The organism is Streptomyces sp. NPDC015532, assembly GCF_043078065.1.
In the GTDB taxonomy this organism is placed as follows: domain Bacteria; phylum Actinomycetota; class Actinomycetes; order Streptomycetales; family Streptomycetaceae; genus Streptomyces.
Genome location: NZ_JBIBSY010000001.1, coordinates 1,256,418 through 1,272,300, shown reverse-complemented (window position 1 = coordinate 1,272,300; position 15,883 = coordinate 1,256,418). Strand labels below are relative to the sequence as shown.

17 protein-coding genes are annotated in these 15,883 nt (G+C 71.7%); 9 read left to right on the top strand and 8 right to left on the bottom strand.

The genetic code is table 11. The annotated features are described in order from the left end of the window. Positions 1-15 precede the first annotated feature (15 nt). On the top strand, positions 16-570 hold the full coding sequence (locus ACF07B_RS05405; protein ID WP_392177796.1) for a methylated-DNA--[protein]-cysteine S-methyltransferase: 555 nt from the start codon (positions 16-18) through the stop codon (positions 568-570). A gap of 56 nt (positions 571-626) precedes the next feature. Here the strand turns inward: ACF07B_RS05405 and ACF07B_RS05400 are convergent, their stop codons facing one another. Beyond that, positions 627-989, bottom strand: a complete 363-nt coding sequence (locus ACF07B_RS05400; RefSeq protein WP_362407542.1) for a cupin domain-containing protein — start codon at positions 987-989, stop codon at positions 627-629. 196 nt (positions 990-1,185) lie between these two features. Between ACF07B_RS05400 and ACF07B_RS05395 the strand changes: the two genes are divergently transcribed. Then, on the top strand, positions 1,186-2,091 hold the full coding sequence (locus ACF07B_RS05395) for a pseudouridine-5'-phosphate glycosidase (RefSeq protein ID WP_392177795.1): 906 nt from the start codon (positions 1,186-1,188) through the stop codon (positions 2,089-2,091). A 56-nt stretch (positions 2,092-2,147) separates the two neighbouring features. Continuing rightward, entirely contained in the window at positions 2,148-3,086 is a 939-nt protein-coding gene (locus ACF07B_RS05390; RefSeq protein ID WP_392177973.1) for a carbohydrate kinase family protein, read from the top strand. A 63-nt stretch (positions 3,087-3,149) separates the two neighbouring features. On the opposite strand, the gene ACF07B_RS05385 is transcribed toward ACF07B_RS05390, so the two are convergent. Beyond that, the gene (locus ACF07B_RS05385) at positions 3,150-3,944 is read right to left on the bottom strand and encodes a methyltransferase domain-containing protein (protein ID WP_392177794.1); all 795 of its coding nucleotides are present in this window, start codon (positions 3,942-3,944) and stop codon (positions 3,150-3,152) included. Between the two features lie 224 nt (positions 3,945-4,168). Between ACF07B_RS05385 and ACF07B_RS05380 the strand changes: the two genes are divergently transcribed. Then, a complete protein-coding gene (locus ACF07B_RS05380; RefSeq protein ID WP_369483535.1) occupies positions 4,169-5,296 on the top strand; it encodes a magnesium and cobalt transport protein CorA in 1,128 nt (375 codons plus the stop codon). Between the two features lie 78 nt (positions 5,297-5,374). Here the strand turns inward: ACF07B_RS05380 and ACF07B_RS05375 are convergent, their stop codons facing one another. Together ACF07B_RS05375 and ACF07B_RS05370 are read right to left on the bottom strand one after the other, a co-directional pair. Further along, complete coding sequence (locus tag ACF07B_RS05375; RefSeq protein WP_369483536.1) at positions 5,375-5,812, bottom strand: CBS domain-containing protein; 438 nt, start codon at positions 5,810-5,812, stop codon at positions 5,375-5,377. Between the two features lie 122 nt (positions 5,813-5,934). Beyond that, entirely contained in the window at positions 5,935-6,576 is a 642-nt protein-coding gene (locus ACF07B_RS05370; protein WP_392177793.1) for a uridine kinase, read from the bottom strand. 141 nt (positions 6,577-6,717) lie between these two features. Between ACF07B_RS05370 and ACF07B_RS05365 the strand changes: the two genes are divergently transcribed. The 3 genes from ACF07B_RS05365 (at position 6,718) to ACF07B_RS05355 (ending at position 9,941) form a co-directional block, all read left to right on the top strand. After that, entirely contained in the window at positions 6,718-7,413 is a 696-nt protein-coding gene (locus ACF07B_RS05365) for a DUF2293 domain-containing protein (protein ID WP_392177792.1), read from the top strand. 388 nt (positions 7,414-7,801) lie between these two features. Further along, entirely contained in the window at positions 7,802-8,281 is a 480-nt protein-coding gene (locus ACF07B_RS05360) for a DUF1772 domain-containing protein (protein WP_369483539.1), read from the top strand. A gap of 166 nt (positions 8,282-8,447) precedes the next feature. Next, entirely contained in the window at positions 8,448-9,941 is a 1,494-nt protein-coding gene (locus ACF07B_RS05355) for a glutamate synthase subunit beta (RefSeq protein ID WP_392177791.1), read from the top strand. Positions 9,942-10,217: 276 nt separating this feature from the next. On the opposite strand, the gene ACF07B_RS05350 is transcribed toward ACF07B_RS05355, so the two are convergent. Both ACF07B_RS05350 and ACF07B_RS05345 read right to left on the bottom strand, forming a co-directional pair. Beyond that, a complete protein-coding gene (locus ACF07B_RS05350; protein WP_326788416.1) occupies positions 10,218-10,496 on the bottom strand; it encodes a DUF397 domain-containing protein in 279 nt (92 codons plus the stop codon). Further along, the gene (locus tag ACF07B_RS05345) at positions 10,497-11,357 is read right to left on the bottom strand and encodes a helix-turn-helix transcriptional regulator (protein ID WP_362407515.1); all 861 of its coding nucleotides are present in this window, start codon (positions 11,355-11,357) and stop codon (positions 10,497-10,499) included. 260 nt (positions 11,358-11,617) lie between these two features. On the opposite strand from ACF07B_RS05345, the gene ACF07B_RS05340 reads away from it, so the two are divergent. After that, positions 11,618-12,364 (top strand): ATP-binding protein, encoded by a 747-nt coding sequence (locus ACF07B_RS05340; protein WP_392177790.1) that lies wholly within the window; start codon positions 11,618-11,620, stop codon positions 12,362-12,364. Further along, positions 12,361-12,807: a hypothetical protein gene (locus ACF07B_RS05335; protein ID WP_369483542.1), complete on the top strand. Its 447-nt coding sequence runs from the start codon at positions 12,361-12,363 to the stop codon at positions 12,805-12,807. Before ACF07B_RS05340 ends, ACF07B_RS05335 begins: the two co-directional genes overlap by 4 nt. A gap of 305 nt (positions 12,808-13,112) precedes the next feature. Here ACF07B_RS05335 and ACF07B_RS05330 read toward each other — a convergent pair whose 3' ends face one another. Together ACF07B_RS05330 and ACF07B_RS05325 are read right to left on the bottom strand one after the other, a co-directional pair. Continuing rightward, positions 13,113-13,286, bottom strand: a complete 174-nt coding sequence (locus ACF07B_RS05330) for a hypothetical protein (RefSeq protein ID WP_339128732.1) — start codon at positions 13,284-13,286, stop codon at positions 13,113-13,115. Between the two features lie 148 nt (positions 13,287-13,434). Continuing rightward, on the bottom strand, positions 13,435-15,333 hold the full coding sequence (locus ACF07B_RS05325) for an FUSC family protein (protein WP_392177789.1): 1,899 nt from the start codon (positions 15,331-15,333) through the stop codon (positions 13,435-13,437). Between the last annotated feature and the right edge of the window lie 550 nt (positions 15,334-15,883).

The window sequence follows — 15,883 nt, the reverse complement described above, 5'->3', positions numbered from 1 at the left end:
CGTACGGTGGATCGCATGAACAGCCACGGGCGGTACGAGCAGCAGATCGTGTGGTCCGTCGTCGGCACGGACATCGGTCCGCTGCTCCTCGCCGCGACGCCCCACGGCCTGGTCAACGTCGTCTTTCACGCCTCGGACACGGTGCGCGACAAGGCGCTCGGCCGGCTCGCGTCCCGACTGGGCGGCGAGCCGGTCGAGGCACCCGGCTCACCTCTGCTGGCCGAGGCGATACGCCAGGTCGAGGCGTACTTCGCGGGCGAGCGGCACGATTTCGACCTGCCGCTCGACTGGTCGCTGATCTCGGGGTTCAACCGCCAGGTGCTGCGTGAGCTGAACTCGGGCGTTCCGTTCGGTTCCGTCGTGGCCTACGGCGACCTGGCGGGGCGGGTGGGCGCGCCCGGAGGGGCCCAGGCCGTGGGGGTGGCCATGGGCTCGAATCCGCTGCCGGTCGTGGTGCCCTGCCACCGGGTGGTCGAGAGCGACGGCGGCATCGGCGGCTTCGGGGGCGGTCTGGAGACCAAGCGGAAACTGCTGGCCCTCGAAGGCGTCCTCCCGGAACCGCTGTTCTGAGGTCGGCGCGGGGGCCGGTGGCAAAGGGTGTGGTGGAGCGTCCCGTCCGCCGCACCTCAGAGGCTGATGTGGTACGCCTTGCGCAGCGTCTCGTGGACGGTCCACGTCGTGCGGTCGCCCTCGCGCAGGAACGCCGCGTCGCCGGGGCCCACCTCGATGACGTCGCCACCCTCCACCTCGATGGTGGCGCGGCCGCTGACCACCACGAAGAGTTCGTTGGCCTCGGTGTCGGTCACCACGCCGGGTGTGATCTGCCAGATGCCGCGCAACTGCTTGCCGTCGGCGGACTCCCACAGCACCTTGCCCGTCACGGCGGGGTCGCCGGAGACGATCTGGGCCGGGTCCAGCGGCTCGGGTTCGAGTTCGGCGTCGGGAATGTGCACAGCGAACGACGGCGTGGCCTGCGGGTACATGGTCATGAGCGGACACCCTAAGGGCTTGCCCTCCACTCGGTGCGCCGAGGGGGCCGCACGACGACATGGCCGAGTCGTGGCGAGTTGTCCGCACCACCTCCGCGGCGCGTGCCGTACGCCGCGGGTCGCCAGGGTTTGACCGGGGGCGCCGCTCGCCAGAGATCAGGGAGGGGAACGTCGACCGACAACAGGAGGCAGGCGCGTGATCGTGACGTCCGAAGAGGTGCGGGAGGCGCTCGACGCGCGTCGGCCGGTGGTGGCCCTGGAGTCCACGATCATCGCCCACGGGCTGCCGCGCCCGCGCAATCTGCAGGTCGCCCTCGAACTGGAGGAGGTCGTCCGCGAGGAGGGTGCCGTACCCGCGACGATCGCCGTGCTCGACGGCCGGCCTCACGTGGGCCTGGACAAGGACCAACTGGAGCGGGTCGCGAACGAGGACGGCATCCGCAAGCTGGGCCACCGTGACCTGCCTCTCGCGGTGGCCGCGGGGGCGAGCGGGGCGACGACCGTGTCCGCGACGGCACTCCTGGCGGCCCGCGCGGGGGTGCGGGTGTTCGCGACGGGAGGGCTCGGCGGCGTGCACCGCGAGTGGACGGCGACCCAGGACGAGTCCGCCGATCTGGGCCTGTTGGCACGTACCCGGATCACGGTGGTGTGCGCCGGGGTCAAGTCGATCCTGGACGTGCCCGCGACACTGCAGCGCCTGGAGACGCTGGGTGTGGCGGTGGCCGGGTACGGCACGGACCGGTTCCCCGGCTTCTATCTGTCCGACTCGGGGCACCCGGTGGACTGGACCCTCGACTCTCCCGAGCAGGTCGCGGAGGTGATGCGCGCCCAGGACGCTCTGGACGCCCCCGACTCGTCGCTCGTGGTCGCGAACCCCGTCCCCGAGGAGGAGCAGCTCGATCCCGCGCTGCACGCGCGTGTGCTCGCCGAGGCGCTGCGTGCGTGCGAGTCGGAGGGTGTGACAGGACAGGCGGTGACACCGTTCCTGCTCGCCTATCTGGTCCGGCACACGGACGGTGCCTCGCTCGCCGCCAACCTGGCGGCGGTGCGCGGCAACGTGCGTCTCGCGGGACGGATCGCGGCGGCCTGGGCGGGGGCGTGAGCGACACGGACCGGGGCGGCCGGGACGGCGGTGGCGAGGCCGCTGACCGAGGCGGCCTGGCCGAAGGCGCTCTGCTCGTCGTGGGGGACGTGGTCACGGATGTCGTCGCCCGGCATCGCGGACCGCTGGCGGCCGGCACCGACACGGTCGCCGCCATCCGGACCGTGCCGGGCGGCGCGGGCGCCAATGTCGCGTGCTGGGCCGTGCACGAGGGCTGCGCCGACGTGCGGCTGCTCGGCCGGGTGGGCTTCGACGCCGCCGCGTGGCACGAACGCGAACTCACGGCGGGCGGCGTGCGGCCTCTCCTGGTGACTGATCCGACGGTGCCGACCGGGACGGTGATCTGCCTGGTGGACGGCGGCGCGTCGGCGGAGCGTACGTTCCTCACGGACAGCGGGGCGTCACTGCGGCTGGCACCGGACGACTGGTCGCCCCCGCTGCTCGACGGGGTCGCGCGGCTGCATCTTTCGGGCTACCTGTTCTTCTCCGGGCCGAGCCGGGCGCTGGTGTCGGCGGTGCTGGAGTCGACGCGGGCGCGTGGTGTGCCGGTGAGCCTCGACCCGGCGTCGGCGGGATTCCTCACCGAGCTGGGCGTTGACCGCTTTCTCGAACTCTGCGCGGGTGTGGACGTCCTGCTGCCCAGCCGTGACGAGGCGTGTCTGCTGACCGGGCTGCCCGATCCGGCCGACGCTGCCGCCAAGCTGAGCCGCCATTTCCCCCTGGTCGTCGCCAAGCTGGGGAGTGACGGCGCCCTGGTCGCCCGTTCCGGATCCGTCCGGGCCCATGTCCCGGCGCTGCCGGCGACACCGCGGGACACGACGGGCGCCGGTGACGCGTTCACCGGCGCGTTCCTCGCGGCACTGCTCACGGGCGCCGGCCCCGAAGAGGCGGCCGGAGCAGGGTGCGTGGCCGGGGCGAAGGCCGTGGAACGGGTCGGTGGACGACCGCCCGCGGGAAGTGTCCGCCGAGGCGAAGGGGAGACCCGCGCCCGCTGAACGCCTGGGCCACGCGACGACGTCCGCGGGGGACCGACCGGGCCCGCCGTCCTCGCCCCTCGCTCAGTTCTTGCGCCCCCAGGCCGAGATCATCGGCGCGGTCGCCAGGTCCATGGACCCGGTGGCGATGTTCGCGAGGTGCTGGTCGATCTCCTCCTGGGTGGCCAGGCCGGCGTCGACGAGCTGGTCGCGGATCTGACGGACCGTGGCGGACTCCAGGGCCTCGCAGGCGGGTGAGGTGACGGGGAAGTACGCGTCGGCCTCCACACCCCGCAGCCCCGCGTCCCGGAGCAGCCGCGGGAGCTTGCGTCCGTAGGCGAGGTCGGCACCGCGTTCGGCGAGCAGTGCGCGAAAGCCCAGGCGCAGCCGGTTCGCGAGTTGCTGCTCGGGCCCGTACTCCTCGGGGCAGAGCAGCGGCTGCAGAGCGGGATCCGCGTCCTCGACGAGGAGCCTGCCGCCGGGCCGCAGGGCTTTGATCATCGACTGCAACGCGCGCTCCCGGTCCGGCACATGGACCAGGACGAGCCGGGCGTGCACGAGGTCGAAACCCTCCCCCGGCGGCTCCTCGGCGCCCACGTCGTGGACGCGGACCTCGACGGGTGAGCGTGCCACGGAGGCCGCCCACGAGGTGTCGATGTCGGTGGCGACGACCTTCCCCGTCGGCCCCACCTTCTTGGCCAGCCAGGACACGACGGACGTGCCCCCGGCCCCGACCTCCCAGCAGCGCCAGCCGGACCCGACGCCGAAGCGCTCCATGTGCCGCAACGTCGTGGGATCGAAGAGAGTGGCGAGGGCCTCGAAACGCCGGCCCGCCTCCGTCTGCTGGTTGTCGAGGAGATACCCGTCGGCTCGCGTCATGGGGAGATCATCCCAGTTGACCTGCTCATCCCGGATCGTCGACGCTCCCGTCGTCGGCACGGACGTCGTAAGAGGGGTCCGTCCCGCAGCGTCTGGCGGAATCGTCCGCACGCCGGAACGGAATGCTCCGTTCCCACAGGCTTTTCCGGTGTCCGACCAGGCCTGGCAGACTGGCGTGCCAGGCGCAAAGTGCGGCCCGAGGAGATCCACGCGAGGAGATCCAGATGTCCATGGCAGGGAATTTGCGGAGGGTGACGGCTCTCGGCGCGGTCGACGGCCTCCGCAGAGTGGCACGGCTGACACGGCGGAGCCGCCGGGTCGACCTGAGTCACCCCGCCCGGTCCCCCTTGGGTTCCTCGGTGGTGAACTGTGTGGCGTACCGGGACGGCGCGCGCATCCCCGAGGGCCGCGACCTGGTGGACACCGTGCAGCGGATCCGCAAGCGCGACGAGGGATTCGTCTGGCTCGGGCTGCACGAACCGACCGACGCCGAGTTCGCGGGCATCGCGGAGCTCTTCGACCTGCATCCCCTGGCCGTCGAGGACGCGGTGGAGGCTCATCAGCGTCCGAAACTGGAGTGGTACGGCGACACGCTGTTCGCGGTGTTCAAAACGGTCTGTTACGTGGAGCACAAGGAGTTGACGGCGACCAGTGAGGTGGTGAACACCGGCGAGATCATGGTGTTCGTCGGTCCGGACTTCGTCATCACCGTGCGGCACGGACGCCATGGCTCCCTGGGTCCGCTGCGCGAGGAGCTGGAGTCCGACGCGCAGCAGTTGTCCAAGGGGCCGGCCGCGGTCCTGCACGCGGTCGCGGACCATGTGGTCGACGAGTTCGTGATCGTCGCGGACTCCGTCCAGGCGGACATCGACCAGGTCGAGGCCGACGTGTTCGCCGAGGACGGCGCACGCGCCGACGCGGGTCGCATCTATCAGCTCAAGCGTGAACTCCTCGAACTGAAGCGGGCCGTGGTTCCGCTCGCCCGGCCCGTCCAGGAACTGGCGACCCGTCCGACCCGCGTGGTCGACCCGGAGATACAGGCGTACTTCCGTGACGTCTCCGACCATCTGCTGCGGGTCACCGAGCAGATAGCCGCCTTCGACGAACTGCTCAACTCGATCCTGCAGGCGCATCTCGCGCAGGTGACGGTGGCGCAGAACGAGGACATGCGCAAGATCACGGCATGGGCGGCGGTCATCGCCGTCCCCACCATGGTCTGCGGCGTCTACGGGATGAACTTCGACAACATGCCCGAACTGCACTGGAGGTTCGGCTACCCCATCGTCATCGGCGCCATATCCGTCGGCTGCCTCGTCCTCTACCGAGGGTTCCGGCGCAACGGCTGGCTCTGACACCCGCCTCGCCCGGCATGTCCGGTCGAGTGGTGTGGTTGGTGTGGTTGGTGTGGTGCGGACGGGCGGATCGGCCGGTCATCCCGTCGCGCTGCCCGCACCCCTCGCGTAGACACTCTCGACCCACGCGGCGAGTTGTTCGTCGCTGAGGTGCTGGGCGAGGTCGGCCTCGCTGATCATGCCGACCAGTCGTTTGTCCTCGATCACCGGAAGCCGGCGGATCTGGTGCCCCTTCATCTCCTGGAGCACTTCGCCGACATCGGCGCCCGCGTCGATCCAACGCGGTGTGCCCTTGGCCATCTCACCCGCGGTGATCTGGGCGGGGTCATGACCCATGGCCACACAGCCGACGACGATGTCGCGGTCCGTGAGAATGCCGCAGAGGCGTTCGTCCTGGTCACTGATGGGCAGCGCGCCCACGTTGAGCTCGCGCATCAGCTGGGCGGCGCGGTCCAGGGTCTCGTGGGCGGGGATCCACTGGGCACCACGGTGCATGATGTCTCCGGCGGTGGTCATGGGGTACCTCCCGGTGCCGGACGGCCGGCGCGGCGCGGAACACGCCGCTAGTCCCGGCGCCCTATATTCTCGCCGCGCCCCAGAGGCCACGCACCTGGAGATCCGTGGATGCGGGCTTCCGGTCAGCCGTTCCAGGCCGGGTGGCGGGGGTCGTCCGCCCGTACCAGGACGTCGGCGGCGGCGCCCGGATCCACCTCTCTCTCGTACTGGGCGAACGCGGGCAGAGTCCAGTGCTCCGCCTCGGGAGTACGACGACGGAGGGCGCCCGGGGAAAGGAGTATGTGGACGCTGAGGTCGAACGGGAACCAGTGACGCAGCAGGAGGGGGCCGTGCAGCAACAGCATTCCACCGGGCGGGAGTTGGACATAGGGACTGCGGGTGGCCCGGTCGGTGACGGGGTCCCGGAGATCGGGCAGGACCCGGCCGTCGCCGTCGGGTTCGAGGGGACCGAAGACCTCGCGCCACAGGGCGCCGGTGTCGAACCAGCCGTCGTAATAGGCCTCGACGTCCTGGTGGCCGTGTTCGAGCCGGAGCGACGCGGGGCGCAGGAAGTCCTGCGCGCCGACGACCAGCGAGGGACGGCCCCGTACCCGCAGCGCCTCGAAGACGCGCTGCGCGAGTTCGCCGGTGCGGGCGGCCGGTGCGCCGTCGAAGGCGACGCGTGGCCAGGGGCTGCCGTCCTGCGGTTTCAGTTCGAGCAGACGATCGGCGAGGTGGTCGCCGAGCCGTTCCCAGGTGATCGCTTCGAGTCGCACACGCCCCATGATGCCGCGCGCGTGCGGGGTCCCGGCCGGTGCGTCGGGCCGGTCGCGGGCGGGGAGGGCATCGGGCCACCGGGGCGAGCGCCGTACGGGGGTATCACCCGACGACGTAGATGGGGCACGGGTCCGGGGAAGGAAACGCGTATGGCACCGATCACCGATCCCCCGCGCCGGAACGGACTTCTCGTCGTCCAGCCGCTCAGGAAGCGGCACTGCGTCGAGTGCCGGAGCGGGCCGCTCCCGCTGCTGGTGCTGGAGGACGGGGCGCCTCGGTGTCTGGACTGCGCTGATCTCGGACACCTGGTGTTCCTGCCGCGCGGCGACACGGCGCTGACGCGCAGATCACGGGAGGGCAGCACGCTGTCGGCGGTGGTGGTGCGGTTCAACCGGCGGCGGGGGCGTTACGAGCGGCAGGGCGTCATGGTCGAGGAGGCGGCGCTCGCCCTGGCCGAGGAACGGTGCCTGGCGGACGCGGAGGCACGACGGCGGCGCCGGGCACGGGACGCGCGGCGCCGGGAGGCGGAGGACGTCCGCTTCACGGAGGCGTTCGCGCGGGAGATATCCCGGCTGTTCCCGGCCTGTCCGGCCGACCGGGCACGAACGATCGCCGCCCACGCCTCGGTGCGCGGCAGCGGGCGGGTCGGGCGCAGCTCGGCGGGCCGCGCGCTGTCCGAGGCGGCGGTGACCGCGGCGGTCCGCGCGTCGGTACGGCACGCGGAGACCCCGTACGACCATCTGCTGATGAGCGGCGTTCCGCGTCACGAGGCGCGCCGCCGGATCGCGGCGACGGTGGACACGAGGCTCTGGGAATGGCGCGACGAGATCACCGCGCAGGCGTGAGTGAAGGGTTCACGCGGGTGCGACGGGACGGCCTGCGGGCGCCGCGGGACGGTCGGCGGCGCCGCGGGACGGTCGGCAAGGTCGCAGGACGCTCGGCGAGGGTCGCGGGGCGGTCGGCTGCGATGTCCGGAAAGGGGGCCGGCGGCGATGTGCGAGGAGAGGGACGGCGGCGTGTGAGGGAACGGCCGGCGGCGATGTGAGGGGGCGGGGCGGTCGGGCAGAAGGGGACGGTCGGCGGGGCAGGGGGACGACGGGCCGGGGCGGAGACGGTCGCGCATGGGGGTGCGGCGCTCGGCCATGGCCGTTGTGGGCGTGAGGGATTTGGCTTGAGATGACGGCCGGCGGTGTGCAGGATCTTGGGTCCGGCCGGCTCGACACGGGAGTGGACATGATCGATGGACCGTATTTCGTGCTGACCCTGCTGGGGGTGCTCGGCTGTGGGCTGGTGGCCGGGGTGTTCTTCGGCTTCTCGACCTTCGTGATGAGAGCGCTCGCCCAGCTGCCGCCGTCGCGGGGAGTCGCCGCGATGAACGCGATCAACGTCGCCGCGGTCCGTCCCCCGTTCATGCTGGTGTTCATCGGGTCGGCGGTACTGAGCTCGGTGCTGGCGGTGGTGACGTTCGTGCTGCTGCCGGACGACGGGACGGTGGAGTTGCTGCTCGGCAGCGCGCTGTATCTGTTCGGGGCGTTCGGGGTGACGATCGCGGCGAACGTCCCGCGCAACGACGCGCTGCGGAAGCTGGACCCCGAGACTCCGGAGGCCGCCGCCTACTGGCCCCTGTTCGTCCGCCAGTGGACGATGTGGAATCACGTCCGCGCCGCCGCCTCGGCCGCGGCGGCGGTGTCCTACGCACTCGCCCTCGCCTGAGCCGTACGTCTCTCCCCTCCCCCCGGCCCGCTGTCGTCCGGGGCGGCGGCGGGTGCGCGGGCGACGTATCGTGGCGGGAAAGGAGTGCTGCCCGGATTCCGTGGCCGACGACGGCCGATGTCCGTGCGGCTGTGCCCTCTCGTACGCTTCCATGAGGGAGACGGCCATGGCCGATCCCAAGGGTTTCATGACCACACCACGCCAGGAGTATCCGCGCCGGCCGGTCCGGGAACGGGTACGGGACTGGGACGAGGTGTACGTTCCCGGAAGCCTGCTGCCGATCATCGAGAAACAGGCCGACCGCTGCATGGACTGCGGCATCCCCTTCTGTCACGACGCGTGCCCCCTGGGCAATCTGATCCCCGAGTGGAACGACCTCGTATCGCGCGACGACTGGCGGGCGGCGAGCGACCGGCTGCACGCCACGAACAACTTCCCCGAGTTCACCGGGCGGTTGTGCCCCGCTCCGTGCGAGGCGGGCTGTGTGCTGGCGATCAACCAGCCGGCGGTCACCATCAAGAACGTCGAGGTCGCCATCGCCGACCGCGCCTGGGAGGACGGGTTCACACCGCCGCGTCCGCCGGACCGCCTCTCGGGGCGGACGGTCGCGATCGTCGGGTCGGGGCCCACCGGGCTCGCCGCGGCACAGCAGCTCACCCGGGCCGGTCATACGGTGGCCGTGTACGAACGAGCGGACCGGGTCGGCGGTCTGCTGCGGTACGGAATCCCCGCGTTCAAGATGGAGAAGCGGCATCTGGACCGTCGGCTGGCCCAGATGCGTGCGGAGGGAACCAAGTTCCGCACGTCGACGGCGATCGGAACCGACATCGGGGCGGTCGAGCTCAAGGCCCGCTACGACGCCGTGGTTCTGGCGCTCGGCGCCACCGCCTGGCGCGAACTGGACGTACCGGGAAGACAGTTGTCCGGCATCCATCAGGCGATGGAGTACCTTCCGCTGGCCGACCGGGTGTGCGAGGGGGATCTGGAGGTCTCCCCGCTGTCCGCGGCGGGCAGGCATGTGGTGATCGTCGGCGGTGGTGACACCGGCGCCGACTGCCTGGGGACGGCTGTGCGCGAGGGCGCCGCCTCCGTGACCCAGCTCGACATCTATCCGCAGCCGGAGGCCGAGCGCGACGAGGACGCCGAGCCGTGGCCGACGTATCCGAAGGTCTACCGGCTCTCCGCCGCGCACGAGGAGGCCGGCGCGCTGGGCACGGCCCCCGCCGCCGACGCGGACGCCCGGCTCTTCGCCGCGTCCACGCTCCGGTTCGAGGGGGACACGGAGGGCAGGGTGCGCTCGCTGCGTCTCGTCGAGGTCGACGAGGGGCGCCGCCCGATCCCCGACTCCGCGCGGACCCTGCCCGCCGATCTGGTCCTGCTCGCCCTCGGCTTCTCCGGCCCGGACCCGCACGACGGGGTGATCGACCAGCTGCAGCTGGAACTCGAACCGCGCGGCACGATCGCCCGCGGCGCCGACTTCGGCACGAACGTTCCCGGGGTGTACGCCGCCGGGGACGCGGCACGGGGCGCGTCGCTCGTCGTGTGGGCCATCGCCGAGGGCCGGGCGGTCGCCGCGGCGGTGGACGGGGCGCTCAGCGGGGCGGCCCGCTCGCGGCTGCCGGCACCGATCGGACCGTACGACCGCCCCATGACCGCGTAGCGCAGGCCGCGTACGCGGACCGTCACCCTCGCGAGGACAGCGCCGCGGCGGGATGTGTGACGTCCGCGTGCCGCAACGCCCCTGAGCGGCCTACGGTTTGCCGAGGTACCAGTCGTACATGCGCGCCGGATGCGGCTTGCCGGTGTCGATTCCGGGCGGGGGCTGTCCGGTCATGGCGGTCTCCGTAAGTCCGCGCCGTGGTGAGTGATCAAGTCAGAACCAAATTCAGGTCGGAACCAAATTCAGGGAAGTCGTGGAAAAGAGAAAGCAAGTCGTTCAGGAGAGAAGGAAGTCCGCCTCTCCCGCTTTCGCACCCTCGATGAAAGCGGTCATCTCGCCGGGCGTGTAGATGAGGGCGGGACCGTCCGGGTCGGCCGACTGGCGTACGGCGATACGGCCGTCGGCGAGTTTCATCGCCTCCAGGCAGTTGCCGCCGTTGCCGCCGCTCCACGGTTTGTGCCAGCCCTCGCTGCCCAGTTCACGGGCGGGCATTCCGTTGTAGATGCGCACGTTGCCTATTCGCGGGTTGATGCGTTCCGGCGTGACGCGTTCCATTCACAGCTCCTTGCGGAGATCCCGGAGGATCTCCTTCGTGCGATGTGCCGTGGCGGCTTGGGCCGCCATGCGGTCCATGACCTCCAGGTGGGTCGCCACCTCGGAACGCGCGTCCAGGTAGACAGCGCCGGTCAGGTACTCGCTGTAGACCATGTCCGGGAGTTCCGGCATGGCAAATCGGAACAGCACGAAGGGCCCGTACGTGCCGGGATGCGGACCCGAGGCGAACGGGATCACCTGCAACGTCACATGGGGCAGCTTCGTGGCCTGAAGCAACTTGTCGATCTGGGCGCGCATCACCTCGGGGCCGCCGATGGTACGGCGCAGCACCGTCTCGTCCATCACCACCCAGATCCGGGGCGCGTCCTCGCGCGTGAGCAGATCCTGGCGCTGCAGGCGCAGCGCGACATGGCGTTCGATGTCCTCGGGCCTGGTCTGCCCGATGGCTCCCGCCTTCAGGACGCCGCGCGCGTAGTCCTCGGTCTGCAACAGGCCCGGAACGAAGTGCGGTTCGTAGGAGCGCAGCAGGGAGGCGGCGCCTTCCAGGCTGACGTGCATGGAGAACCAGTCGGGCAGGATGTCGTGGAACCGCTGCCACCAGCCGGGCTTGTTGGCGTCCTCCGCGAGCCGGACGAAGGCTTCGGCCTCCTGGTCACCGACGCCGTACGACTTCAACAGGAGCTGGAGGTACGGGATTTTGAGGGAGACCTCGGCCATCTCCATCCGGCGGACCGTCGCGGGGGCGACACGCAGGATCCGCGCGGCCTCCTCGCGCTTGAGACCCGCGCGTTCTCGCAGGTCCAGCAGTCGCCGTCCGAGAACGACCTGGCCGACCGTCGGCGCGGACCGCGGTTCGCTCACGTCCCACCTCCACTGAGTCCGGGCAGCCCGTTCGGCGCCGTCCGGGTTCTTCCTCGTCCGCCTCGACGATCCCAACTGGCGCCGCTTCGCTAGCTGTTGCCAGCAGTGTGCCACGCGCCCCCACAGCGTCACACGGCACTCTGCATTTTTCAGAGTGAGTCTTGCCAAGTGTTCGCGGCGACGCGATAGTGGCAAGCGTGATTCCGTCCGCGCCGTTAGGAACAGACGCCGCCGAAGACCGGTTCGGTCTCCGTGCCGCCATGGGGCAGCAGCGCCCCCACGCGGCCGCCGAGCGCCGGTTCCGCTTCGAGTTGGCCGCACACCCGGGCTCCGTGGCACAGGCGAGACGCCTGACCCGGTCCCGCCTGTCCGGCTGGGCGGTGTGCGAGGACACCTGTGACACGGCGACCCTCGTGGTGTCGGAACTGGTCACCAACGCGATCGTCCACGCCGCCGGGCAACGCGTGATCTGCGAACTGCAGGACGCCGACGACGTGGTGCGCATAGCCGTGTGTGACGAGGGGTGCGCTCCTGGCGATCCGCATCCCTCCCCGCAGCGGCCCGACGAGGAGCACGGGAGGGGATTGCTTCTCGTCGCGGCAGTGTCCAGGGCCTGGGGGGCCCAGGACACCGGGCCCGGTCTGCTGGTGTGGGCGGAGATCCCGCGCTCGGCAGACCGGGCCGAAAACACCCGGCGCGAACCGGGCTCGCCCGAAACGGGCACCGGCCCGCGGGCGGACCTCGGCTGGAGCGCGAAGAAGCCCCCGAACGACGGTCGGGGCACGGCGGCGGAGGGATCCTGGGGGGCGGGAATCGTGGGGACCCCCGGGCCTTCCTCCGTCCGGAGCGGGAACAGCGACGGGGATCGGCGACGAGGCGAGGATCCCTGTGGGGACGGGGATCCGCGTCGGAACGGCGATCCCCGTCAAGCCGAGGACCCGCGTCGGGAACAGAACCGGGAACAGAACCAGAATCGGGATCAGAACCGGGATCGGGAGAGCCTGTGAGCCGTACGTCTGCGGCGGGGCCTGCGACGCAGGTCCTGAACCTGGACACGCTGGTCCGCGTGAGCCGCGGACGGCGACAGTCCGGGCCGCCGAGACGTCTGCCCGTTCCCGAGGGCATGAACGTGCCGCTGGGCTGCGACGCGGTGTCGGTGCCCGCCCGCTTCGGCCCGTTGCTGGTGTCGCGGCTGCCTCGCGTGGGCTGCGTCTACGCCGACGGGGCGCACTGGTGGTGGATCGTTCCTTCCGACTCCGATGTCGCCCTGGAGTGGCCGACGCCCGCCCACTACGTCACGGGGGCTGTCGTGTCGGACGCACCGCGGATTCCCGGGCTCATCCACAAACCGGATGGCACGCTTCCATATACCCCGCCGATCCCCCTGTATCTGGCTCTGTGCCAGGTCACGGGGACGACACCCCCCTGGTCACGCCCGATCAGCGCGTGAAGCTCGTTGGGCGGCCGCCGACATCGAAAGCGGCCGACCTGACGTGAGCGGCCGACGGGGACGCACCGGAATCGCCCGGCGCCACGAGCGGAACGGCTGACGGCGCCGAAGACGGCGGCGGCCCCCGCCTCCGGGGCTACTGATCCCGGCTGGGGGGCAACTGGTCCCGTCTCCGGCGCAACTGGTCCCGTCTGGGGGTTGACTGCCCCGTCTCCCGGGGGGCAACCGGTCCCGGCTGGGGGGCGACTGCCCCGCCTCCGGGGGCAACCGGTCCCGGCTGGGGGAGCGACGGGTCCAGAGCCCCCTCACTCGACGCCGTCGACACCACCCACGACGACCAGGAACGCGTCGGAGGCGAGGTCCATGACGACCTCCGCCGCCTGGCCCTCCTGACGGCGCGCCTGCGCGAACTCCTCCGCGGGCCACGACCCGCGTGGTCCGCCTGCGGGAAAGCGCTCCAGCACCATTCGCCCGTTCACCGTCTACCTCCATGTCGTGCCGCTGTGGAGATTTAAACGCCTGCCATGGGGTGAACGGCTCTGGCAGTGACGGTACTGAGACGAAGTCGACACCAGGCCGGAGAACAGCCGCGACGGACTCCGCGGGTCCTCTTGCCCGCCCCGAGGGTCAGACCGCGACGGGCCGCGCGGGCGCCGTCCGCAGGCCCGCATGCTCGCGCCGCTCGGCCAGTTCGCCGAGGAGTTCGGCGATCCGCTCGGTGTGCCGGGGCGTGAGCCTGCCGGTGTCGTCGAGCTGCACGGCGCACGCCGTGGTCGTGTCGACGAGCCGTTCCAGGGTGGCCGCGACCGCGCCGGTGCCCTCGGAGTGCCGTGCCAGGGCGGGGAGTTCGGCGGCGGCGAGATCGATCGCGGCACGGGCCTCGGCGAGCGCGCGATAGGCCTCACGGCGAAGGACCCAGCGGCCCGTACGGTCGCGGGCCGTACCGTCGCTCAGCACATGGGCGAGATACACGTCCGCCGCCTCGCCGGCCCGGGTGAGCCTCGCCCGCACGGTCCCGCCACGCTGGCCGAGTGCCGGCAGATGTCCGACGAGCAGCACGATCGCGCAGGCCAGCAGGGTCTCCACGATCCGGTTCCAGGAAGCCTGCGGCTCACCGCCGACCATCACCAAGGCGAGGACGAGGACGGTCACGACGGCGGTCTGTGCGGCGAAGTGCCGGGTGGCGACGGGGATGAGTGCGCCGCTGACCGCGACCAGCGCGACGAACCCCTCCGGCCGCGGCAGCAGAAGAACGAGCCCCGCGAAGACGACCGCGCCGAGGACGGTGCCGGCCGCACGGCACAGCACGCGGGAGGCGAGCGGTCCCAGATCCGGCTTGACGAGGAAGACGGCGGTGGCGGGGAGCCAGTACCAGTGCGGGTGGTTGCCGTACCAGCGCGCGTGGTGCAGGGCCTGTGCCACGGCGACGCTCACGCCGAAGCAGAGGGCGACCCGGAGCCCGTACTCGCGCCCCGCGGCACCGACTGCGGTGCGGACGAGGGAGACAGCGGTACGCCGCCTGGTGTGCAGGGCGTTCCCGAAGCCCCGGTCGAAGGTCTCGGCGGCATGCAGCAGGGCGTCGTGGAGGGCGCGCAGCGCGGGCACGACGGAGGTGCCACCGGGCGGCCCGGTCCTGACGCCGGGGACGGCGGGCGCCGGCAGCGGGCCGGTGGGGGCGCCGGTGCGGACCGCGACGGCGAGCCGTCGTGGGCCCTCGGCGGCCCGTGCGGGCACGGCCTCGCCCGCCCACGCGAGCGCGGTCGCGGCCTCGGCGAGGGGCAGGGCGGCGGCGTACTGCGCGTGCAGTCGCCGCTCGGCCGCGGAACTGGCGTACCGCCGCAGCCGGGGCCCGTCGAGCGCGTCCTGCGCGTGATCGAGGGCCGCGGTGAGCGCGACGCGCCGCCGGGTCGCGTCGGGTCCGCCCACGGCGAGCAGCAGCCCGGCGACGGCGTCGTACACGCCGCCGACCGCGTCCCGCTCCCCGTCGAAGCGGTAGTCGCCGGTGTTCACCGCGGTCGTCGGCAGCGCCAGCCGCAGCGCCAGCAGCCAGCCGGCCCCGCCGAGGAAGAGCAGCGCGCGCACCCAGCCCGGGTCGGGCAACGGCATCCCGGCCCCGATCGCCGAGGCGACCAGGAACTGGGTGCCGGCCCCGGAGGCCACGGGTCCGACGGCGCTGACGGCTCCGGCGAGCAGTCCGAGCCCGGTGAGAACGAGGGTGAGCGCCACGGCACCGGTGTGCTGTCCGGCGTACGAACCGATGAGCAGACCGGCGGCCCCGGCGAGGGCCGGTACCCCGAGCCGTTCGACGGCCACCCGGCGACTGCCCGGCCTGTCGTTGATCCCCGTCAGCATGGCGCCGAGGGCGGCGATCACTCCGAGCGAGGTACGGCCGCTCAGGACGGCCGCGAGCAGCAGCGGCCCGGAGGCCAGCGCACCCCGCACGACCGCGTTCCAGGGGACCGGTCCGCGCTGGGCGCGCAGGGCATGGGCGAGCCAGGGCGGTGCGGCAAGGGGGGTGATGCGCACGGGGCTCCTGTCGGGCGAGGGCGGGTGCCTTCGGGCGACGTCGGCCGGGCTCGTGTCGTTACCAGGGTAGTGCGCGTCGTCCGCGATCAACGAACGCGCGGATTTCCGCGACGTGACATTTCACGGGAGACGGAGGTGGAGAGCGTCGGGAACAGCTCCCGGGAGGCGGGCGTGGAGAGCGTCGGGAGCTTCCCGGGAGACGGGTGTGAAGAACGTCGGGAACAGCTCCCGGGGACCGGACGTGGAGAGTTCCGGGAGGGAGGAGGAGCGGGTCCGAGGGCGTAGCCGGCCCCCGGACCCTGAGATGCCACCATGTCGCACGCCGGCACGCTTGAGGACCCAGGTCAGTCGTTATGTCGCCGCGTCCTGCCTTTGGACCACCACGCATCGAGCTGCGCGGACTGGACTTGAACCAGCATCTCGGCGTACTGGGGCCTGGGCCCGGTCGATCCGGCGATCGGCGGCGAATGCTGAGTCTGGAGCAATAGTCTGAGATTGATCACGGTCTGCCTCTGCCGAGTTGGGCTACCGCGGCGCGTGGACACTCCGT